The organism is Sorangium sp. So ce124 (assembly GCF_051525235.1).
GTDB lineage: Bacteria > Myxococcota_A > Polyangia > Polyangiales > Polyangiaceae > Sorangium > Sorangium atrum.
In genome coordinates this window covers 3,691,021-3,713,309 of record NZ_CP150312.1, presented here as the reverse complement: position 1 = coordinate 3,713,309, position 22,289 = coordinate 3,691,021, and the positions used below count along the sequence as shown (strand labels likewise).

9 protein-coding genes are annotated in these 22,289 nt (G+C 73.5%); 7 read left to right on the top strand and 2 right to left on the bottom strand.

The window, feature by feature from the left end:
• The first annotated feature begins 35 nt into the window (after positions 1-35).
• The 6 genes from WMF19_RS14130 to WMF19_RS14105 all read left to right on the top strand — a co-directional run bounded on the left by WMF19_RS14130 (position 36) and on the right by WMF19_RS14105 (position 19,077).
• A complete protein-coding gene (locus tag WMF19_RS14130; RefSeq protein ID WP_437899601.1) occupies positions 36-12,581 on the top strand; it encodes an amino acid adenylation domain-containing protein in 12,546 nt (4,181 codons plus the stop codon).
• Between the two features lie 106 nt (positions 12,582-12,687).
• Positions 12,688-13,278: a cysteine hydrolase family protein gene (locus WMF19_RS14125; protein WP_437329113.1), complete on the top strand. Its 591-nt coding sequence runs from the start codon at positions 12,688-12,690 to the stop codon at positions 13,276-13,278.
• Between the two features lie 88 nt (positions 13,279-13,366).
• The gene (gene hypE, locus WMF19_RS14120; protein WP_437899600.1) at positions 13,367-14,395 is read left to right on the top strand and encodes a hydrogenase expression/formation protein HypE; all 1,029 of its coding nucleotides are present in this window, start codon (positions 13,367-13,369) and stop codon (positions 14,393-14,395) included.
• Entirely contained in the window at positions 14,367-16,748 is a 2,382-nt protein-coding gene (hypF, locus tag WMF19_RS14115) for a carbamoyltransferase HypF (RefSeq protein WP_437899599.1), read from the top strand. Before hypE ends, hypF begins: the two co-directional genes overlap by 29 nt.
• Positions 16,745-18,388: a cyclic peptide export ABC transporter gene (locus WMF19_RS14110; RefSeq protein ID WP_437899598.1), complete on the top strand. Its 1,644-nt coding sequence runs from the start codon at positions 16,745-16,747 to the stop codon at positions 18,386-18,388. Before hypF ends, WMF19_RS14110 begins: the two co-directional genes overlap by 4 nt.
• A 50-nt stretch (positions 18,389-18,438) precedes the next feature.
• A complete protein-coding gene (locus WMF19_RS14105; protein ID WP_437899596.1) occupies positions 18,439-19,077 on the top strand; it encodes a glutathione S-transferase family protein in 639 nt (212 codons plus the stop codon).
• A gap of 65 nt (positions 19,078-19,142) precedes the next feature.
• Here the strand turns inward: WMF19_RS14105 and WMF19_RS14100 are convergent, their stop codons facing one another.
• A complete protein-coding gene (locus WMF19_RS14100; protein WP_437899595.1) occupies positions 19,143-19,703 on the bottom strand; it encodes a dihydrofolate reductase family protein in 561 nt (186 codons plus the stop codon).
• 98 nt (positions 19,704-19,801) lie between these two features.
• On the opposite strand from WMF19_RS14100, the gene WMF19_RS14095 reads away from it, so the two are divergent.
• The gene (locus WMF19_RS14095) at positions 19,802-20,452 is read left to right on the top strand and encodes a winged helix-turn-helix transcriptional regulator (RefSeq protein WP_437899593.1); all 651 of its coding nucleotides are present in this window, start codon (positions 19,802-19,804) and stop codon (positions 20,450-20,452) included.
• Positions 20,453-20,536: 84 nt separating this feature from the next.
• On the opposite strand, the gene WMF19_RS14090 is transcribed toward WMF19_RS14095, so the two are convergent.
• Complete coding sequence (locus tag WMF19_RS14090) at positions 20,537-22,102, bottom strand: protein kinase domain-containing protein (protein WP_437899592.1); 1,566 nt, start codon at positions 22,100-22,102, stop codon at positions 20,537-20,539.
• Between the last annotated feature and the right edge of the window lie 187 nt (positions 22,103-22,289).

Sequence of the window (22,289 nt, the reverse complement as noted above, 5' to 3'; positions counted from 1 at the left end):
CTTCGCAGAGCGCGACAGGGCGCTGGAGAGCTTCGATGAACGGTGATGTGTTGTTGGGCGGTCTGGATCGCTGCGAGACCCTCGTGGATCTCCTCCGGCTGCGCGCGGAGGCCCAGGGCGACGCCCTCGCCTTTCGGTTCCTGACCACCGGAGACGTGGACGGCGGCTCCGAGGAGTGGACGTTTCGAGATCTCCACCTCCGCGCGATGGGCATCGCCGCGTCGCTGCAGGCGGCGGGGGCCGCCGCGGACCGCGCGCTGCTCCTCTACGCGCCCGGGCTCGACTTCATCGCGGCGTTCATGGGCTGCGTCTACGCCGGCGTCGTCGCCGTCCCGACGTACCCGCCGAACCCGGCGCAGCTGGATCGCACCCTGCCGCGCCTCCGCGCGATCGCCCGCGACGCCGGCGCGAGGTTCGTGCTGACGACCGGGCTGATCGCCTCCCTCTCGGAGGCCCTCCGGGCGCAGGCGCCCGAGCTCTCGGAGCTCCGCTGGATCGCGACGGACGCGCTCGATCCCGGGGCGGCCTCGGCGTGGCGCGCGCCGGACATCTCCGGGGAGACGCTCGCGTTCCTCCAGTACACGTCGGGCTCCACCGGGCACCCCAAGGGGGTGATGGTGAGCCACGCGAACGTGATCGCCAACGAGCGCGCCATCCGCGCCGGCTTCGAGCACGACGCGGGCTCGTCGGGCGTGGGGTGGCTGCCGCTCTTCCACGACATGGGGCTCATCGGGAACGTGCTGCAGCCGATCTTCGTCGGCTTTCCGTGCACGCACATGTCGCCGCTCGCGTTCCTGGAGAGGCCGCTCCGGTGGCTCAAGGCGATCTCCCATTTCCGCGCCACGACGAGCGGCGGGCCGAACTTCGCGTACGACCTCTGCGCGCGCAAGGCGACCCGCGAGGATCTGGCGGCGCTCGACCTCCGCTCGTGGACGGTCGCGTTCAACGGCGCGGAGCCGATCCGCGCCGAGACGCTCGACCGGTTCGCGGCGGTGTTCGCGCCCTGCGGCTTCCGCCGGGAGGCGTTCTACCCGTGCTACGGGCTCGCAGAGGCGACGCTGTTCGCCTCCGGGGGCCTCCGCGACGCGCCGCCCACCGGCGTGAGCGTCGACGCCGGCGCGCTCGCGCGAGGGGTCTCGCTCCCGGTGGAGCCGGCCGCCGCGGGGGCGCGGCGGCTCGTGTCGTCCGGGGCACCCCGGGCGCGCGTCGCCGTCGTGTCGCCGGAGCGCGGAGAGCGCGTCGCGGACGGGCAGATCGGCGAGATCTGGATCGCCGGCCCGAGCGTCGCGGGGGGGTACTGGGGCCGCGCCGAGGAGACGGCGCGCGCGTTCGGCGCGCGCCTCCAGGGCGACGGCGAGGCGTCGTACCTGCGGACGGGGGATCTCGGCTTCCTCTCGGGAGGCGAGCTGTTCGTCACCGGGCGCATCAAGGACCTCATCGTCATCCGGGGGCGAAACCTGTACCCCGACGACATCGAGCGGACGGTGGAGGCCGCGCACCCGCGCGTTCGCCCGGGCTGCTGCGCGGCGTTCTCGATCGAGGTCGGCGGTGAAGAGCGGCTCGGCGTCGCGGCCGAGCTCGACGGCCGCGGCGGCGACCCGCCGCCGGACGTCGTGGAGGCGCTGCGTTCGGCGGTCGCCAGGGAGCACGACGTGCAGCCGCACGCGGTGCTGCTGCTCCGCCCCCGGACCCTGCCGAAGACGTCGAGCGGCAAGGTCCAGCGGCACGCGTGCGCCCAGGGCTTCCGCGAGGGGACGCTCGAGACGCTCGCTGTGTCCGTGGCGCAGGAGGCGCCGGCGCCCGCGGGAGCCGAGGGCGCGCGCGCGGCGGCCGACCCGGCGCGGGTGCTGCGCCTCGCGCTGCGCGCGGTGCCCGCCCCGGGGAGGGTGGGCCTGCTCGTCGAGGTGGTGCGCGAGGAGCTCGCCCGGCTCGCGCGGGTGGACCTCGGGAGCGTCACCCCGACCTCGAAGCTGATGGCGCTGGGGCTCGACTCGCTCGCGAGCGTCGAGCTCCAGGCGCGCTTCGAGGAGCTGCTCGGCGCCGCGGTGCCGCCGCAGCTGCTCTGGCAGGCGACGACGGTCGAGGAGCTCTCGGCGGCGCTCTCGGCGGCGGTCGACGCGCCGGCCGCCGGGCCGGCCCCCGCGCCCGCCGCGGCGGACGGCGAGCCGGCGGAGCTCTCGTCGCACCAGCTCCGCCTGTGGTTCTTCTGCCGCTTCGCTCCGGAGAGCCCGCTCTACCACGTGGTGTTCGGCGCGCGGATCGTCGGGGCGCTCGACGAGGCGCGGCTCGAGGAGGGCCTCGCGGCCGTCGTCCGCCGGCACCCGGCGCTGCGCACGGTGTTCCGCGAGATCGCCGGGGAGCCCCGGCAGATCGTGCTGCCGGAGGTGGCGGTGCCCCTCGCGCGGGCGCGGGTTGTCGACGCCGCGGGCGCCGAGGAGCGCGAGGAGCGCCTGCGCGAGCTCGCCGCGGCGTGGGGCCAGGCGCCGTTCTCGCTCGAGGAGGGGCCGCTCCTCCGGGTGTGCCTGGTCTCGCTCGGCGAGCGCCACCACGTGCTCCTCTTCGCGCAGCACCACCTCGTGACCGACGGCCGGTCGATCGAGGTGCTCGTGCGCGATCTCGCCGCGAGCTACGCCGCGCGCGGCGCCGGCCGCGCGGACGCGCCGCCGCACGCGTACGGGTACGCCGACTACGCGCGCGCTCAGCGGGCCGCGCTCGCGCGCATGGACGCGGCGCGCGCCTACTGGAAGGCGAAGCTCGAGGGGCTGCCGCGGCTCGAGCTGGGCGCCGAGCGCCGGCGAGCGGCGGCGTCGCCGTTCGCGGGCGGGACGGTCCGCTTCGCGCTCTCCGCGCCGCAAGTCGAGGCGGCGCTCGCCGTCGCCCGGGCGGAGAACGCGACGCTCTTCGTCGCGCTGGCCGCCGTCTACGCGGCGCTGCTCCACCGCACGACCGGGCAGGAGGACCTCGGGATCGGCGTCGTCGTCGCCAACCGGAGCCGCCCCGAGCACCAGGGGGTCGTCGGCTTCTTCGCGAACACGGTCGTCCTGCGCGTGGATCTCGGCGGGAGGCCGACGTACCGCGAGCTCGTCCGCCGCGTGCGCCGGACGATGGCCGAGGCGATGGAGCACGCCGAGCTGCCGTTCGACGAGGTCGCGCGCGCCGCGGCCCCGGCAGCGGGGCGGGACGGGGAGCGGGACGCGCTGATCCAGGCGAGCTTCGTGCTGGAGAGCGCCTCGGAGCCGCCGGCGGAGGTCGAGGGGGCGCTGTGGCGGCCCGTGCTCTGGGCCCCCGACGGGGCCGTGGAGGGCACGGCGAAGTTCGATCTGGGGCTGAGCGTGGCGCGCCTCCACGGCGAGCTCGCCGCCGCGCTGGAGTTCCGCGCGGACCGCTTCGCGCGCGACGAGATCGAGCGCATGACGGGCCACCTCGGGGAGCTCCTTCGCTCGGCCGGGGCGGAGCCGGACCGCCCGATCGACGAGCTCCGGCTGCTCCCGCCCGAGGAGGAGCGCTACCTGATCGCGGGCTGCAACGACACGGCGGCGGCCTTCCCGCGGGACGCCTGCTTCCACGATCTCTTCAGGGAGCAGGCCTCCCGGACGCCGGAGCGGATCGCCGTCGCGTGCGGCGATCAGCGGCTCTCGTACGCGGAGCTCGACAGCGCCACCGACCGCGTGGCGCGGGCGCTCTCGGCGCGCGGCGTCGGGCCCGATCGCCTTGTCGCCCTGCTGACGCGGCGCGACCTCGACTTCATGCTGCTCGCGCTCGGCGCCTTCAAGGCCGCGGGCGCGTACGTGCCGCTCGATCCCGCGCACCCGGCGCGGCGCAACGCCGACATCCTCGCGCGCGCGGGCGGCCCTCCCCTCCTCGCCGGCGCCGCGATCCCGGGCGCGCTGCTGGACGAGATCGCCGCGGCGGGCGCCGGGGCGATCGAGGTGCTCCCGGCCGGCGCGCTGCTCGCCGACGCCGCGGCGGAGCGCGGGGCGCTTCCGGCCGCGCGCGCGGAGCACCTCGCCTACGTCATCTTCACGTCCGGATCGACCGGCGCGCCCAAGGGCGCGATGGTCGAGCACCGGGGGATGCTCAACCACCTCTTCGCGAAGGTGCGCTCCCTCGGGATCGGGCCCGAGGACGTCGTCGCGCAGACCGCGCCGATCACCTTCGACATCTCGGTGTGGCAGCTGCTCTCCCCGCTGCTCGCCGGCGGGACGTGCCGCCTCGTTCCGGACGAGATCGCGACGGATCCCGTGAGGCTGCTCGACGCCGTGGGGGAGCTCGGCATCACCGTCCTCGAGATCGTGCCGTCGCTCCTGCGCGGGGCGCTCGACGAGCTCGAGGCGCGCCCGGCGTGGCGGCCGCGCCTCGACGGCCTGCGGTGGCTCGTGCTCACCGGCGAGGCGCTCCCCCCCGATCTCGCGCGCAGGTGGCTCGCGCTCTACCCGCGGATCCCGCTCATGAACGCCTACGGCCCGACGGAGTGCTCGGACGACGTGGCCCAGCACGTCATCGCCGAGCCCCCGGCGGAGGACGCGGCGTACGTGCCGATCGGCAGCGCGATCCAGAACACGCAGCTCTACGTGCTGGATCGACGGCGGCAGCCCGTGCCGCTCGGCGTCGCCGGCGAGCTGTACGTGGGCGGCGACGGGGTCGGCCGGGGGTACCTCCTCGACCCGGAGCGCACGGAGGCGGCGTTCCTTCCGGATCCGTTCTCCACAGCGGCGGGGGCGCGCCTCTACCGGACGGGCGATCTGGTGCGCCGGCTGCCCGGCGGCGAGCTCGTGTTCCTGGGGCGCATCGATCACCAGATCAAGCTCCGCGGCTTCCGCATCGAGCTCGGCGAGATCGAGGCGGTCATCGCGCGGTGCGCCGGGATCCGCGATGTCGTCGTGGTCGCCCGCGAGGACGCGCCGGGGGATCCGCGGCTCGTCGCCTACGTGGTCCCCGAGGCGCCGTCCTTCGAGCCGGGCGCCCTCAAGGACCAGCTCTCGTCGCGCCTGCCGGGCTACATGATCCCGGCCGCGATCGTCGCGCTCGACGCCCTCCCGCTGAGCGCGAACGGCAAGGTGGACCGCAAGGCGCTGCCCGCGCCCGCGTGGAACGCCCCGGGCGAGCTCGCGGCGCAGACGGCGCCGCGGACCGGCCTGGAACAGGCGATCGGCGAGGTGTGGCGCGCCGTCCTCGGCCTCGATCGGGTCGGCGTCCACGACGACTTCTTCGCGATGGGCGGGCACTCCCTCTCGGCCACGCGCGCGGCGGCCCGCCTGCGCGACGTGCTCGGCGTCGACGTCGGCGTCCGGTCGCTCTTCGAGGCGCCGACGATCGCCCGGCTCGCCGCGCACATCGAGCGGTCGACCCGCGGGGAGGCGCGCCGGGGGCAGGCGCCGCTCTCGCCGGCGCCGCGCGCGGGCGCTGGTGAAGAGGCGCCGCTGTCCTTCGCGCAGCAGCGGCTGTGGTTTTTGGATCAGCTCGATCCCGAGAGCGCCACATACAACGTGCCCGCGGCGCTCCGCCTGCGCGGCGCGCTCGACCTCACGGCGCTCGCGCGCGCGATCGCCGAGGTCGTGCGGCGGCACGAGGTGCTGCGCGCGACGATCCACGCGGTCGACGGCCGCCCTGTCCAGCGCTTCCAGGGCGCGGGCCAGACGCCCGACGCGTGGCCCCTCCCCCTCGTCGACCTCTCGGAGGTCCCCGCGGGCGATCGGGAGGTGGCTTTACAAAGCGACGCATCGCGAGAAGCAGCGAGGCCGTTCGACATGGAGAAGGGGCCGCTCCTGCGCGCGACGCTCTTCCGGCTCGCGGCCGACGAGCACGTGCTGGTCGTCACGCTCCACCACATCGCCTCGGACGGGTGGTCGCTCGGCGTGCTCGCGCACGAGCTCACGGCGGCTTACATCGCGTTCGCGAGAGATGCGGCGCCGGCGCTCCGCCCGCTGCCTGTCCAGTACGCCGACTACGCCGCGTGGCAGCGGCAGGAGCTCACCCCGGAGGCGCTCCAGGCAGAGCGGGAGATCTGGCGCCGGCGGCTCGACGGCGCGCCGCCGCTCGACCTCCCCACGGACCGCCCGCGCCCCGCGGCGCGCTCGTCGCGCGGGCGCACGCACCGGTTCGCGCTGCCGCAGGACCTCGCCGCCGCGCTCCGGCGCCGGAGCCAGGAGCTCGGGGCCACGCTGTTCATGACGCTCCTCGCCGCCTTCGAGGCGCTGCTCCACCGGTACAGCGGCCAGCAGGACTTCTGCGTCGGCACGCCGGTGGCCGGCCGCGGGCGGACCGAGCTCGAGCCGCTCATCGGGCTGTTCGTCAACACCCTTGTCCTGCGCGCGCGGCTCGACGGGGACCCGACGTTCGCGGAGCTCGTCGGCCGCGTGAAGGCGGACGCGCTCGAGGCGTACGCCCACCAGGATCTGCCGTTCGAGGCCGTCGTCGACGCGCTCGCCGTGGAGCGGGATCTCAGCCGGAACCCGCTGTTCCAGGTGATGTTCGCGCTCCAGAACGTGCCACCGCCCGCGCTGACGCTGCCGGGCGTCGAGGCGTCGCCGGTCCCGCTCGACGTGGAGCGGGCGCGGTTCGATCTCACGCTCTTCCTCACCGAGTCGGGCGACGCCATCGAGGGCGCCCTCGAGTTCGATCTCGATCTGTTCGACCTCGAGACCGCCGCGCGGCTCGCGGGGCACTACGAGACGATCCTCCGCGCCGTGGCCTCGGACCCGGGGGCGCGGGTCGCCGAGCTCCCGCTGCTCACGGCGGGCGAGCGGCGCGAGCTCCTCATCGCGTGGAACGCGACGAGCGCGCCGCCGCCGCCCGCCGCGTGCCTGCACGAGCTCTTCGACGCGCAGGCAGAGCGGTCGCCCGACGCCGTGGCCGTGGCGTCCGAGGCCGGCGAGCTCACGTACCGCGAGCTCCGCCGCCGCGCCGACGCGCTCGCCTTGCGGCTGCGCGCGCTCGGCGTGCGGCCGGAGACGCGCGTGGGCCTGTGCGTGCGGCGGACGCTCGACATGGTCGTGGCCCTCTGGGCCATCTTCAAGGCCGGCGGCGTCCACGTGCCGCTCGACCCGGGCTACCCGCGGCAGCGGCTGCAGGTGATCCTGGAGGACGCTGCGGCGCACCTGCTCGTGACCGAGAGCGCGCTGTCGGGGCTCGTGCCGGCAGGGTCGGCCGAGGTGCTCCTGCTCGACGAGATCGTCGCGGGCGCCGACGACGCAGCGGACGCGCAGGGCGGGCCGCGCGACGCGCTGCCGGCGGGGCGGCCGGACCAGGCGGCGTACCTCATCTACACCTCCGGCTCGACGGGCCGGCCCAAGGCCGTCGTGATCGAGCACCGCCAGGCCGTCGCGCTCGCGTGGTGGGCCAGGCGGGAGTTCTCGGACCAGGAGCTCGCGGGCGTTCTCGCGTCCACGTCCACGTGCTTCGATCTCTCGGTCTTCGAGCTCGTCGTCCCGCTCTGCTGGGGCGGCAAGATCGTCCTCGCCGACGACGCGCTCGCGCTGCCCGCGCACCGGCGCCGCGACGAGGTCACGCTCGTCAACACGGTGCCCTCCGCCGCGGCGGCGCTCCTCGCGGTGTCGGGCATCCCCGGGTCGGTGCGGACCGTGTGCCTCGCCGGCGAGCCGCTCCGCGCCTCGCTCGCGCGCGACGTGCTCGCGCTGCCGCACGTCGAGCGGCTCCTGAACCTCTACGGCCCCAGCGAGACCACGACGTACTCGACAGGCGCGACAGTGACCGCCGCGGCGCGCCCGACGATCGGCAGGCCCATCGACCACACCCAAGTCTACGTGCTCGACGCGCGGCTGCAGCCGGTGCCCGTCGGCGTCGCCGGGGAGCTCTACATCGCCGGCGCGGGCGTCGCGCGCGGCTACCTGGGGCGCGACGAGCTGACGGCCGAGCGGTTCGTCCCCTGCCCGCTCGAGGAGGCCCGCGGCGCGCGGATGTACCGCACCGGCGACCGCGCGCGCTGGCTCGCGAGCGGAGAGCTCGAGTACCTCGGGCGGCTCGATCATCAGGTGAAGATCCGCGGCTTCCGGGTCGAGCCGGCGGAGACCGAGGCCGCGCTCGCGGCGCACCCGGACGTGCGCGAGGCGCTCGTGCTCGCGCGGGACGACGGCCCCTCGGGCCGCTGGCTCGTCGCCTACCTCCTCGTCCGGCGGCCGGTGGACGCGCAGGCGCTGCGGGCGCTCGTCGCCGAGCGGCTGCCTGAGCCGTTCGTCCCGTCCGCCTTCGTCGAGCTCGACGCCTGGCCGCTCAACGCCAACGGCAAGGTCGACAGGAAGGCGCTCCCGGCGCCCAGTCGACCGGAGATCGCCCCGGAGATCGCGCCGGACATCGCGGGCGAGGCGCGGCGCGCGCCGGCGACGCCGACCGAGCAGGCCCTCGCGGGCGTCTGGGGCGAGGTGCTCGGCCGCGGCGCCATCGGAACGACCGACGACTTCTTCGCGCTCGGAGGGCACTCCCTCCTCGCGGTCCAGGTCATCGCGCGCGCGCGGCGGCTGTTCGGCGTCGATCTGCCGCTGCGCGCCGCCTTCGACGCGCCGACGGTCGCGGCCCTCGCCGAGCGCATCGACAGGGCGAGGCTGGACGGGCGCCGCGGCGCGCCCGAGCCGCTCCGCCCGGCGCCCCGCGGCGGCGACGCGCCGCTGTCCCACGCCCAGCAGCGCCTCTGGTTCATCGAGGCGCTCCAGCCGGGCACGGCGGTCTACAACATGCCGATCGGGGTGCTGCTCCGCGGGCCGCTCGACCGCGCCGCCCTGGAGCGGAGCCTCGATCGGCTGGTCGCGCGCCACGAGGCGCTGCGCACCCGGATCGAGGCGCGCGACGGCCAGCCGTTCCAGGTCGTGCTCCCCGAGGCGCGCCTCGAGCTGCGGCTCGTCGACCTGTCCGCCGTCCCCCGGCACGAGCGGGACCGGGCAGCGCAGCGCGCCGCGGAGGACGAGGCGCGCCGGCCGTTCAATCTCGCCTCGGGCCTGCCGATCCGCGCGGCGCTGATCCGCCTCTCCGACGAGGCGCACGTGCTGCTCGTCACGGCGCACCACATCGCCTGCGACGGCGGCTCGATCCCCGTCCTGTTCCGCGATCTGTCCGCTTTCTACGAGGCCGCGCGGGCTGGCCACGCGCCGGATCTGCCGCCCCTCCAGGTGCAATACGCCGACGTCGCGATCTGGCAGCGCGCCCAGGCCGACGCGTGGCGGGAGCAGCTCGAATACTGGAAGCGGCAGCTGTCCGACCTGGAGCCGCTCGAGCTCCCCACCGACAGGCCGCGCGGCAGCGCCCTCTCCCACCGCGGCGACACCGTCCCGGTGAGCCTGCCCGCGCCGCTCGTCGAGGCCCTCCGCGCGCTCGGCAGGCGCGAGGGCGCGACGATGTTCATGGTGCTCCTCGCCGGCTTCGTCGCCCTCCTGCACCGCTACACGGGCCGCGCCGGCGTGGCCGTCGGCTCGCCGGTCAGCGGCCGCACGCAGGTCGAGATGGAGCCGCTCGTCGGCTTCTTCGTGAACCTGCTCGTCCTGCGCGTCCGCGTCGACGACGACCCCACGTTCGTCGAGCTCGTGCGGCGGGTCCGGCAGGCGACGCTCGAGGCCCAAGAGCACCAGGACGTCCCGTTCGAGCAGGTCGTGGACGCCCTTCAGGTCAAGCGCGACCTCGGCCGCACCCCGCTCTTCCAGGCGGCCTTCGCGTTCCAGGGCGCGCCGGAGCGCCCGCGGAGGCTCGGCGACCTCGACGCCTCGCCGTTCGAGGTCGACACGGCGACAGCGAAGTTCGACCTCCTGCTCGCGCTGGAGGAGGACGACAAGGCCGTCTCCGGCGGCATCGAGTTCAGCGCCGACCTGTTCGACAGGGCCACGATCGAGCGCTGGCGGGGCCACCTCGAGGCGCTGCTCGCGGCGAGCGCCGCGCAGCCCGATCTGCGCGTCGGCGACCTGCCGCTGCTCGGGCGCGACGAGCGCGACCTCGTGGTGCACGCGTTCAGCGGGGGCCGATCGGCGCAGCCCGCCCCGGAGGCCGCGTGCGCGCACCGCCTGTTCGAGGCGCAGGCCACGGAGGCGCCCGGGCGGGCCGCGCTCCTCTTCGAGGGGGCGACGGTGAGCTACGGCGAGCTCGACCGCCGGGCCAACCAGCTCGCGCACCACCTCCGCGCCCGCGGCGTGCGGCGCGGCGCGCTGGTCGGCGTGTGCCTGCCGCGCTCGCCCAACATGATCGTCGCGCTCCTCGCGGTGCTCAAGGCCGGCGGCGCGTACGTGCCGCTCGACCCGACGTACCCGCGCGAGCGGCTCGCCTTCATGATCGAGGACGCGCGCCCCGCGCTGCTCATCGCCCAGCCGGAGCTCCTCGCCGCGCTGCCCGCGGCGCTGCCGCCTGTCGTGCGGCTCGGGGAGAGCGAGCCCGCCTTCCCGCACGAGCGGACCGACGCCCCCGACGCCGGGTCGCTCCCCGAGGACCTCGCGTACGTCATCTATACCTCCGGCTCGACAGGGCGCCCGAAGGGGGTGCTCATCGAGCACCGCTCGCTCTCCGCCTTCGCCGTGGCGCAGCGCAAGCTGCTCGGCGTCGAGCCGGGGACCCGCGTCCTCCAGTTCACCCGGCTGAGCTTCGACGTCTCCGTGATGGAGATCTTCGTGCCGCTCTCCGCGGGCGGCGTCGTGTGCCTCGCGCGCGCCGAGGCGCTGATGCCCGGGCCCGGGCTCGTCGACCTCCTGCGCGAGCAGCGGATCCAGGTGGCGTCGCTGACCCCCTCGGCGCTCATGGCGGTCGGCTTCGACACGCTCCCGGACCTGCGCGTGCTGTGCGTTGCCGGCGAGGTGTGCCCCGCGGAGCTGCCGCGGCGGTGGGCGCGCGGCCGGCGGTTCGTCAACGGGTACGGCCCCACCGAGGCGACGGTGCTCGCGACCGCGGCCGAGTACGCGCCCGACGTCGCGCGGCCCACGATCGGTCGCCCGCTGCCGAACACGCAGACGTACGTGCTCGACCCGCGGGGCCAGCCGGCGCCCGTCGGCATCCCCGGCGAGCTCCACATCGGCGGGATCGGCCTCGCGCGGGGCTACCTGAACCGCGACGACCTCACCGCGGCGCGCTTCGTGCGCGCGGCGTTCCCCGAGGCGCAGGGGGCGCGGCTCTACCGCACGGGCGATCTCGTGCGGTGGCTGCCGAGCGGCGAGATCGACTTCCTCGGCCGGCTCGACGAGCAGGTCAAGATCCGGGGCTTCCGCATCGAGCTCGGCGAGATCGAGGCGGTGCTCGCGTCGCACCCCGACGTGACCGAGGCGGCGGTGGTCACCCGGGAGCACGCCCCGGGCGACGTGCGGCTCGCGGCCTTCTTCATCCCGCGCGGCGGGCGCGCCGCGGCGAGCGACGCGCTGCGCGGGTACCTGTCCGATCGGCTGCCCGACTACATGGTCCCGCCGGTCATCGCGCCTGTCGAGCGGTGGCCGCAGACCCCGAGCGGCAAGATCGATCGCCGGGCGCTCGCCGCCTCCGTGCCCGCGGCGCTCGCCGCGCTCGCGGGCGGAGCGCGCGTCCCGCCGAGGACCGGGCTCGAGCTCGAGCTCTGCGCGCTGTTCGAGGAGCTCCTCGGCGAGGTCGGCGTCGGCGTGACCGACGACTTCTTCTCGCTCGGCGGGCACTCGCTGCTCGCGGTGCGGCTCATGGCCGAGATCCGCGGGCGCTTCGGCCGCGATCTGCCGCTCACCAGCCTGTTCCGCGCGCCGACCGTGGAGGGCCTCGCGGCGCTCCTGCGCGAGGATCGGGGAGCGCCGCGGGGCCGCGCCTCCGTCGTGGTCCCGCTCCACGAAGGGGGCGCCCGCGCGCCGCTCTTCTTCGTTCACCCCATCGGCGGCAACGTCCTCTGCTACGCGGATCTCGCGCGCGAGCTCGGGCGGGATCGTCCCTTCTACGGCATCCAGGCGTTCGGGCTGGAGACCCCCCCGCGTCCGCTCGCCAGCGTCGGTGAGATGGCCGAGGCGTACTGCGAGGAGCTCCGCCGCGTCCAGCCCGAGGGGCCGTACCTGCTCGGCGGCTGGTCGATGGGCGGCGTGGTGGCGTTCGAGATGGCGCGCGTCCTCGAGCGCGGCGGGCGCAGCGTGGCCGCCGTCGTCCTCGTGGACGCGTACCTCCCCCCGTTCGACGAGCCCGGCGACGACCTCCCGCCGATCGCTCAGTTCGCCGCGGATCTCGCGCGGATCGCGGGCGCGCCGGCCGCCGCGGCGCTCGCCGGGCCGGACGGCGGCGCGGCCGACGCCGCGTGGCTGCTAGCGCGCGCGCAGGAGCTCGGCGCGCTGCCCCGCGGGACGACGCTCGGCGAGCTGGATGCCCTGCTCGACGCGTTCCAGCGGAACGCGGCGCTGCTCGCGCGCTACGCCCCCGGCGAGGTCTCGGCCCGGGTCGAGCTCTTCCGCGCCGAGGCCTCGCCGCGCAGGGATCCGCGCCCCGCGTGGGCGAAGTGGGCCCCCGGCCTGCGGAGCCACGTCGCGGCCGGCGACCACTACACGCTGCTCCGAAAGCCGCACGTCGGCGCGCTCGCCGAGCGCATCCGGGCCGCGCTGCTCGAGGCGGACCCCGGCGCCCCGCGCGAAGGCGCCGGAGCCGCCCGGCCGCCGGGGTGATCGGCGCCCGCGCCGCCGCGCTTCGCCGCCCTGCCGCGCTCGTTGCCAGGCAAGGGCCTTTGACTGACTCGTCTCGAATCCATCAACCGAATCCAAGAGGATCATCATGCCCAACATCGCAGTGCTCACCAACGACCTTCAGTACGAGTTCATCGACAAGATGCCGGGAGGTCGCGAGCTCCTCTCCAGGGTGGCGCCGCAGTTCAACATGTTCCTCGGCGCCATCCGCGCCCTGGGGCACGTCGTCGTCCACCTCCAGCTCATCAACGATCCGGCCGATCCCCAGATCCAGCGCCGCTTCCGCGGGAAGGAGATCCCGGCGATCAAGGGCACTCCCAACGCCGAGCTGATCAAGGACTTCGTCCATCCGTCCGACATCGTGATGGTCAAGCACCGCGACAGCGGGTTCTACGAGACGCCGCTCGACGACAAGCTGAAGGAGCTCGGCGTCAAGACGATCCTCGTCACGGGCATCCAGACCCAGATCTGCGTGCAGACCACGGCGGCGGACGGCTTCTTCCGCGGGTACAAGGTGTGGGTCCCCGAGGATGGCGTGTTCTCCCTCAAGGAGGAGGACAAGAAGCGCTCCCTCGAGTGGATGGCGTCGTACTGCGCGGCGATCGCCCCCGGCGCGGAGATCATCAAGCGCCTGCGCCAGAGCGACGACCTGCCGAGCCGGGAAGAGCTGCTCGGCTGACACGGCACGACGAGGCCGCGGAGCCGGGCGGCCTCGTCTCTTTCTCGACCCTCACCGCAGCTCTGCGGTGCCAACGCTGGAGCCTCACATGACGAAAGAACACGCGAAAGAGAACGAAGAGGTCGTCCTCGACCACGGGACGGGCGCCCGCCTGAGCCGGGAGCTCGTCGAGCGGATCGCCGCGACGCTCGGCGACACGTACATCGGCGCGATGGAGGACAGCGCGATCCTGGAGGTGCCCACCAACCGGATCGCCGTCACCACGGACTCGTTCGTGGTCACGCCGCTGTTCTTCGGCAACGGCGATATCGGCAAGGTCGCCGTCTGCGGCACCGTCAACGATCTCGCGGTCAGCGGCGCGAGGCCCCTCTACCTGACCCTGGGCCTCATCATCGAGACGGGCTTCCCGATCCCCCTGCTCGTCCGAGCCCTCGAGTCGGCGCGCGACGCGGCCAGGGAGGCCGGCGTGAAGATCGTCGCCGGCGACACCAAGGTCGTCGGCAAGGGCGAGGCAGACCGGCTCTTCATGAACACGACCGGCGTGGGCGTCTTCGAGCGCCCGCCGCTCGTGAGCCGCGCCGTGCGGCCGGGGCACAAGATCATCGTGAGCGGGTATCTCGGCAACCACTCGATCCACCTGCTCTCCGTGCGCGAGGGGCTCGGCTTCGAGAAGCGGGTGCAGAGCGACTGCGCGCCGCTCAACGGGCTCATCGACGCGGTCCTCAAGGGCGTGCCCCAGGGCGCCGTGGCGGCCATCCGCGACGTGACGCGCGGCGGCCTGTGCGCCGTCCTCCACGAGTTCGCCCGCGCGTCGGGCGCCGAGCTCTCCTTCGCGCGCGCGGCGCTGCCCGTGCTGCCGGAGGCCGTCATGGCGGCCGACATGCTCGGCATCAACCTCATCCACCTCGCCAACGAGGGGTGCCTCTGCCTGTTCGTCGAGGCGGACAAGGCGGGTGACGTGCTCGGGATCCTCCGCGCGCACCCCTACGGCCGCAACGCGGCGGTCATCGGGGAGGTCAAGGCCGCGACGGAGCCCGTCGTGTCCATGACCGAGCCCGATGGGACTCAAACCCTGCTCGAGGAGCTTTATGGAGCCGAACTCCCCCGACTCTGCTGACGCGCGGCCGGTGATCGTGACCCGCCGATTCCGGGTCTCGGGCATCGTCCAGGGCGTCGGCTTCCGGCCCTTCGTGCACCGGCTCGCCCGCGCCGTCGGGGCGCGCGGCTGGGTCCTCAACGACTCCCGCGGCGTGCTGCTCGAGCTGCAGGCCGGCGACGAGGCGATCCAGGCGTTCCTGCGCGCGCTCGTCGAGTCGCCGCCGCCGCTCGCCCGGATCACGGGCGTCCGCGAGGAGGCGCTCGCCGAGCCCGCCCCTCGATACGACGACTTCCAGATCCGCGGCAGCGTGGATCTGCGCAGCACCGACACGCTCATCCCGCCCGACTCGGACGTCTGCGCCGAGTGCCTGCGTGAGCTCAGGGACCCTTCGAACCGCCGTCACCGCTACCCGTTCATCAACTGCACGCATTGCGGGCCGCGCTACTCGATCATCTGCGACATGCCGTACGACCGGCCGCAGACCACGATGAAGAGCTTCCCGATGTGCCCCGCCTGCGCGCACGAGTACGAGGACATCGAGGATCGGCGCTACCACGCGCAGCCGAACGCGTGCCCCGTATGCGGCCCCCGGCTCACGCTCACCGATCGGCTCGGCGCGCCGATCGAGGCGGACGATCCGGTGCGCTTCGCCATCGAGCGGCTCCGCGAGGGCGCGCTCTTCGCTGTGAAGAGCCTCGGCGGCTTCCACCTCGTCGCGGACGCGCGCAACGAGGCGGCGGTGCGGGAGCTCCGCCGGCGCAAGCGCCGCGACGCCAAGCCGTTCGCGATCATGGTGGCCGACGCCGAGGCGGCGAGCCGCCATGTCTCGCTCAGCGACCCGGAGCGGGCGCTGCTCGAGAGCCGGCAGCGCCCCATCGTGCTCCTGCGCAGGCGGCCAGGCGCCCTGTCCGAGGCGATCGCGCCGAGGAACCCGAGCTTCGGCGTCATGCTGCCCTCGACGCCGCTGCACTACCTCCTGCTCGAGGACCCGGCGCTCGACGTCCTCGTCATGACGAGCGGGAACCTCTCCGGACACCCCATCGCGTTCGACAACGACACGGCGCTCTCGCAGCTGCGCGACATCGCGGATTACTTCGTCCTGCACGACCGCGATATCCGCACCCGGGTCGACGACTCCGTCGTCCGGCTCACGGAGGCGGAGGGGCTCGACGCGCCGCTCGTCTCGTTCATCCGCCGCTCGCGCGGCTATGCGCCGTATCCGATCCACCTCCCGCAGGACGTCGGCGCGGTCGTCGCCCTCGGCGGCGAGCTGAAGACCACCGTCGCCGTCGGCAAGGACAACCAGGTCTTCATCAGCCAGCACATCGGCGATCTCAAGAACGACGCGACGTTCGGCGCGCACATCGACTGTTCGTCGCACGTCCAGCGGCTCCTGTCCGTGCAGACGGACACGGTCGCTTGCGATATGCACCCGGCGTTCCGCTCCACGCGGGCGGCGAAGCGCCAGGCCGGCGCGGAGGTCGCGACGGTGCAGCACCACCACGCCCACATGGCCGCTTGCATGGCCGAGAACGGGCTGAACGAGCGGGTGATCGGCGTCATCTTCGACGGCTCCGGCTACGGCCTCGACGACACCATCTGGGGCGGCGAGTTCCTGGTCGGCGACTACCGTGAATTCGTGCGCGCCGGCCACCTCCGGCCGATGTACCTCCTCGGCGGCGACAAAGCGGTCAAGGAGCCCATCCGCGTCGCGATCTCGCTGCTCGTGGAGACGTTCGGGGACGAGCTCGGCGGGATCCGCGTCCCGGCGTTCATGGATATCGCGGAGGAGCGCCGCGACGTCTTCGTGAAGATGGCGCAGCGGAGGCTGAACGCGACGGCCACGACGAGCATGGGCCGGCTGTTCGACGGCGTGTCCTCGCTCCTCCGCATCTGCCACGAGGTCGAGTACGAGGCGCAGGCCGCCATCGAGATGGAGGCGCTGCTCGACAGGGACTTCGGGACGGCGCCGCCGCTCCAGTACGGGATAGACGAGCGGGACGGCCGCCTCGTGGTCGACTACCGGCCTCTCGTCCGGGATCTCCTGCGCGCGCTCGACCAGCCGGACGCCACGCCCGCGCACCTCAGCCGCCGGTTCCACTCGACGATCGTGGACGTGATCGCCGCGGTGTGCCTGCGCCTGGCCGATAAGTTCGACGTGCGCCGCGTGGTCATGAGCGGCGGAGTCTTCATGAACGAGTTCATCCTGATCAACGCGCTCCGACGCCTGAAGAGCGAGGGGCTCACCCCGTATTGCCACCGGCTGGTCCCGCCGAACGACGGCGGGATATCGCTCGGCCAGATCCTTGTCGCGGCCGCCCGCGGCCCGTCGGCGCGAGGAGAGCGCCCCACCACCACCGAGCATCCATGAAGCTCCTCGCGTTCGTCGCCGGCTACTCCCGGCGGATCCTCGTCCTCGCGATCCTCGCGGGGGCGCTCTGCGGCGCCTGCAACACGGCGCTCCTCGTGCTGATCAACGAGGCGCTGCAGCGCAAGCGCGGCGCGGTGATGTGGAGCTTCGCCGCGGTGTGCCTGCTGCTCCCGTTCGCCCGCTACCACTCGGAGATCCTGCTCACGCGCCTCAGCCAGGGGGCGCTCTTCGATCTCCGGGTGAAGATCTGCCGGAAGATCCTCGGCGCGCCGCTCCGCCAGATCGAGGAGATCGGCCCGTCACGGGCGCTGACTGCGCTCACGGACGACGTCCCCGTGATCACCACGGCGCTGATGCAGATCCCCATCGTCTGCATCAACCTGGTCATCGTGGTCGGAGGCCTGCTCTACATGGGGTGGATGTCTCCTGTCATGCTGGCCTCGGTGCTGGCGCTCATCGTCCTTGGGATCGTCGGGTATCAGCTCCCGATGAGCCGGGCGACACGGCACTTCCGCCGCGCGCGCGAGGCGACCGAGGAGCTGATGAAGACCTTCCGCGCGCTCACGCGCGGCGTGAAGGAGCTGAAGCTCCACGCGCGGCGCCGCGAGGCGTTCCTCGCGACGTCGCTCGAGGGGGAGGCCGGCGTCGTCCAGGCGAGCAACCTGCGCGGCATGGTCGCGCTCACCGCCGCGAACGGGTGGGGACAGGGGATGGTGTTCACCATCATCGGCGTGACGCTCTTCGTCGTGCCGCTCTTCCAGGAGGCGAGCTCCGAGGCGTCGATCGGCTACGCCCTCGTCCTGCTCTACCTGATGACGCCCATGCAGGTCCTCATCGGCGCGCTCCCGGCCCTGAGCCGCGCGGGCATCGCCGTGCAGAAGGTCGAGGACCTCGGCGCGAGCCTCCGGGTCGAGGCGAGCGGGGCAGAGGCAGGGGCCCCGCTCCCCGAGCGGTGGAAACGGCTGGAGCTCGCCGGGGTCACGCACGCCTACAGATCCGAGGGAAAGGACGACACCTTCACGCTGGGCCCCATCCACCTCAGCGTGCGGCGCGGCGAGCTCATCTTCCTCGTCGGAGGCAACGGCAGCGGCAAGACGACCCTCGCGAAGCTGATCGCGGGCCTTTACGCGCCCGAGTCGGGCCAGATCCGGCTCGACGGCGAGCCGGTCACCGACAGGAACCGGCAGGCGTACCGGGAGCTCTTCTCGGTGGTGTTCTTCGACTTCCACCTGTTCGAGAGCCTGATCGGGCTCGACTCTCCCGAGCTCACCCAGCGCGCGCGGGGTTACCTCTCTCGCCTCCAGCTCGACCACAAGGTCTCTGTCGAGGGCGGCGTGCTCTCCACGACCTCGCTGTCGCAGGGGCAGAGAAAGCGCCTCGCGCTGCTCACGGCCTACCTGGAAGACCGGCCGGTCTACCTGTTCGACGAGTGGGCGGCGGACCAGGATCCGGTGTTCAAGGACGTCTTCTACCGCCAGATCCTCCCGGAGCTCAGGGCCAGCGGCAAGACGATCCTCGTCATCAGCCACGACGACAAGTACTTCGGGCTGGCGGATCGCGTCCTGAAGATGGACTTCGGTCAGCTCGTGGGCGACGCCCAGGTTACCGTGAGATCGGACGAGACATACGCCAGCGCCTGAGTTAGAAACCGGCGCGTTCGTCGTCCGACGGCGAGCCGACGGGAGGTGTCATGGAACCGCTGGTGCTGTATCTTGGTACGAAGACGTATTCGACCTGGTCGCTCCGCGCCTGGCTCGCGCTGAAGCACACCGGCGCTCCGTTCACGGAGGAGGTCATCGCCCTTTACCAGCCCGGGTCGCGCGAGGCGCTCCTCCGGCGCTCCCCCTCGGGGCGCGTGCCGGCGCTGCGGCACGGTGACCTTGTCCTCTGGGACTCCCTCGCGATCTGCGAGTATGTCGCCGAGCTCTTCCCCGAGGCGCGGCTCTGGCCGGGCGATCGTGCGGCGCGCGCGCTCGCCCGGTCGGTGTCGAGCGAGATGCACTCCGGGTTCACCGCGCTCCGCAACGCGATGTCCATGGATCTCCGCCGGGAGATCGCCCCGATCGCGCGCGACGCCGCGGTGGACGCGGACATCGACCGTGTGACGTCGATCTGGACCGAGTGCCGGCGGGCCCACGGCCAGAAGGGGGAGTACCTCTTCGGGCATTTCACGATCGCCGATGCCATGTTCGCGCCGGTGGTCACGCGCTTCCGCACGTACGCCGTCCCGCTCGCGGGCGCCGCGGCAGCGTACGCCGAGACGATGTGGCGGCACCCTGGCCTCGCGGAGTGGGTCGCAGCAGCGCAGACGGAGTCGCTGGCCGGCTAGCTGCTCCGCCCGGCTCAAGGACGGTGCCGGCTGGAGAGGCCGCAGCGCGCCTCCGTCAGGCCCTGTCACACAGTCGCTTCGTACCAGAGCACGACGTTCCCGTTGCTGAAGCTGCGCGTCTTCTTCAGCCGGAGGTCCGCCCTCTCCTTGACCCCCTCGAACAGCGTCCTTCCGCTGCCGAGGACGAGCGCGTTCACCACGATCTGGTACTCGTCGACCAGACGCGCGTCGGTCAGCTGGGAGACGATGCTTCCGCTCCCCATCACGACCATGTCCGGCCCGGGCTCCGCCTTCAGCTTGCGCACCTCTGCCGCGAGATCGCCCTTGATGAGCCGCGTGTTGTTCCACGACGCGCTGTCGAGGGTCCTGGAGAAGACCACCTTCGGCAGGCTGTTCATCCGCTCGGCGACGGCGGGGGCCGCCTCGAGCGCCGCGCGGGTGGGCCAGAAGCTCGCCATGAGCTCGTAGGTGACCCGCCCGAACACGAGCTCTCCTCCGCCGCGCGCGTTCTCCGCGGTGAACGCGCCCCACTCCGGGTCCGCTTTGTGTGCCCAGCTCATGTCGCCGTGGCCGTCCGAGAAATAACCGTCCAGCGAGATCTGATTGAAGACGGTGAGCTTGCGCATGCTGTTCCTCCTGCTGCCCGCGTCTGCGTTAGTCCTATTCTAGGACCATTTGGTCCTCTTTCGCAAGTGCTGCGCAAGTGCTGTAGGATGTGGCCGTCATGACCGGTCTGAGAAGCTACGGGGATCCCTGCGGCATCGCGCGAGCGCTCGATCTCGTCGGCGAGCGGTGGGCGCTCCTCATCGTGCGTGAGCTCCTGCTCGGTCCGAAGCGGTTCACGGACCTCCGCGACGGCCTGGCCGGCGCGAGCCCCAACGTGCTGTCGCAGCGGCTCCGCGAGCTCGAGGGCGGCGGCGTCGTGCGGCGGCACAAGGTCGGCGCGCCGACCTACGAGCTCACGGACTGGGGCCGCGAGCTCCATCCGCTGCTCGTGCAGCTCGGCCGCTGGGGCGCGCGATCGCCCGTCCGGCCCGCGGGCGCCCTGAGCGTCGATGCGCTGATGATCGCGCTCGAGGCGACGTTCATCGCGGGCGAGGCCGCCGATCTTCGCGCGACCTACGAGCTACGGCTCGGCGAAGAGCGGTTCTCGATCGAGGTCGATCGCGCGACCATCACCATCGCGCGAGGCGCTCCGCGCACGCCGGACGCCGTGATCGCGACCGACCCCGCCACGTTGCGGGCGGTCGTCTTCGGGGATCAGAAGCTCGCGGACGCGCCGGTCGAGCTCCAGGGCGACAGGCGCATCGCTCGAACGTTCTTCCGCCTCTTCGCTCGGCCGCGCTCGACCTCTGGCAGCACGCCCGCTGGATGACGGGCCGGCCCGACGATCACGGCGCGGCCGAGGCCCCCGCGGGGATTCACCAGGTGGCGCCGAGGCGCCCTTCGCTGTCGACGCTCAGAAGATCGCGCTCTTCCCCGTGCCTGCGTCGGTCGTCCGCTTTCGTGAGGGCGCCTTGACGGTGCTCACCGGCGCGCCGGACGCGCGTCCGGGGCGCGCCGCGGTCGGCCGCGGCGCGGGCACAGGAGGTGCCGAGACGGGGCGCGCCGCGGCTGACCGCGACGTGGACGCCGGAGACATCGAGACGGGGCGCGCCGCGGCTGGAAGCGGTGCAGGCTCCGGAGACGCGGGCACGGGCGACGCTGTCGCGGGCACGGCCGCGGGAACCGTCGAGGTCGTGCCCGCCCGGGGCGCCGCGGGCGCCTGCGCCACGAGAGCGCCGCGGCTGGCGGCGAGCATCTCGCCGCTCATCGCCCGCAGCCCGGCAGCGGCTTCCAGGCGCTGCGAGGGCATCGCGGTGGTGAGCGAGAGCCCCAGCCCGAGCGCCACGACGACGCCAGCTGCGGCGAGGTGCAGCCGGGTCCGCCGCGCCGGCGCGGCGGGCGCGGGCGCGGTCGCCGCCTCCGAAGCGCCGACCGCGGCAACGAAGGCGGAGATCATCGGCGAGATCGAGGGGAATCGCTCCGCCGGATCGAGCGCGAAGGCGCGCGCGAACCACGTCTCCAGCTCCGGGGGCGCGCCGGGGCACAGCGTCGACAGCGGGGGGCGCGCGCCCTCGAGGATGGAGGCGAGCACATCGGCGATGGTGCGGCCGGCGAACGGCTGCTGGCCGGTGAGCGCCACGTGCGCGACCACCGCCAGGGCCCACATGTCGAGCTGCGGGTCCGCGTGCCCGTCGCACGTGTGCTCCGGGCTGAGGTAGCCCGGCGTGCCCAGCACAACGCCCTCCGCGGTCTGGCGCGGGAAATCGGCCGCCAGATCCTGGCGGATCCACTTGGCGATCCCGAAGTCGGCGACCTTGGCCCGCAGGCGCCCGTCGCGCCCCTCGCGGAGCAGGATGTTCGACGGCTTGATGTCGCGGTGCACGATCCCGAGGCCGTGCGCCACCGAGAGCGCCTCTCCGATCTGACGGAGGAGCGCGGCCAGCTCGGCCGCGGGCACCGGCCCGCGCTCGTGGATCAGCTGCCGGAGGGACCGGCCGCGCACGTACTCCATGACGAGGTACGGGCCTGCCTCGGCGTCCTCACCGGCGTCGTGCACGGTGACGATGAAGTCGGTCTTCCGCCCGAGCTGGGCCGCGACCTGCGCCTCGAAGCGGAAGCGCTCCATCGCGTCGATGGCCAGGTTCTGGCGCGGGAGCACCAGGAACTTGAGCGCGACATCGAAGCGCCGGACGCTGTCGTGCGCGCACCACACCTCGCCCATCGCGCCCTGGCCGAGCGGATGCACGAGCCGGTACCGCCCCGCCACGACGCGGCCCGGAAGGAGCGCGGCGCGCGCCTCGTCCCGCCCTGCGCCGCCCGGAGCAGGAGGACCGAGCGGCGCAGGCTGCCCGCCCAGCGTCGTGGCGTCGCGCGCGACGTCTCTCGCCGAGGAATCGGGCGGTCGACCGAGGGAGGGCGGCTGCAGCACGCCGGTGATCTTCGTGCCGCCACCGTTTCCCGGACCGGTCGATGCGTCCATGGGACAACGACCTGAGGAGAGGGGCGACGACATGCCCTCAGCGTATCGCGAATGCGGATGCCTTTGAACGGCGAAGACCCCGCCCTCCTCGCGCACGTGCGCCTGTTGGCCCACGCGGCAGCGTCGCGAGGCGCAGCGCTGCTGTACTTGTTGATGGTTGGCGCCGAGGGTACGCAAAGAGGTCCAG

Bases quoted from the DNA above. Each gene is read 5' to 3' on its own strand.
- WMF19_RS14130 (WP_437899601.1), top strand. From the start codon at position 36: ATGAACGGTGATGTGTTGTTGGGCGGTCTGGATCGCTGCGAGACCCTC.
- WMF19_RS14125 (WP_437329113.1), top strand. From the start codon at position 12,688: ATGCCCAACATCGCAGTGCTCACCAACGACCTTCAGTACGAGTTCATC.
- hypE (WP_437899600.1), top strand. From the start codon at position 13,367: ATGACGAAAGAACACGCGAAAGAGAACGAAGAGGTCGTCCTCGACCAC.
- hypF (WP_437899599.1), top strand. From the start codon at position 14,367: ATGGAGCCGAACTCCCCCGACTCTGCTGACGCGCGGCCGGTGATCGTG.
- WMF19_RS14110 (WP_437899598.1), top strand. From the start codon at position 16,745: ATGAAGCTCCTCGCGTTCGTCGCCGGCTACTCCCGGCGGATCCTCGTC.
- WMF19_RS14105 (WP_437899596.1), top strand. From the start codon at position 18,439: ATGGAACCGCTGGTGCTGTATCTTGGTACGAAGACGTATTCGACCTGG.
- WMF19_RS14100 (WP_437899595.1), bottom strand. From the start codon at position 19,703: ATGCGCAAGCTCACCGTCTTCAATCAGATCTCGCTGGACGGTTATTTC.
- WMF19_RS14095 (WP_437899593.1), top strand. From the start codon at position 19,802: ATGACCGGTCTGAGAAGCTACGGGGATCCCTGCGGCATCGCGCGAGCG.
- WMF19_RS14090 (WP_437899592.1), bottom strand. From the start codon at position 22,102: ATGGACGCATCGACCGGTCCGGGAAACGGTGGCGGCACGAAGATCACC.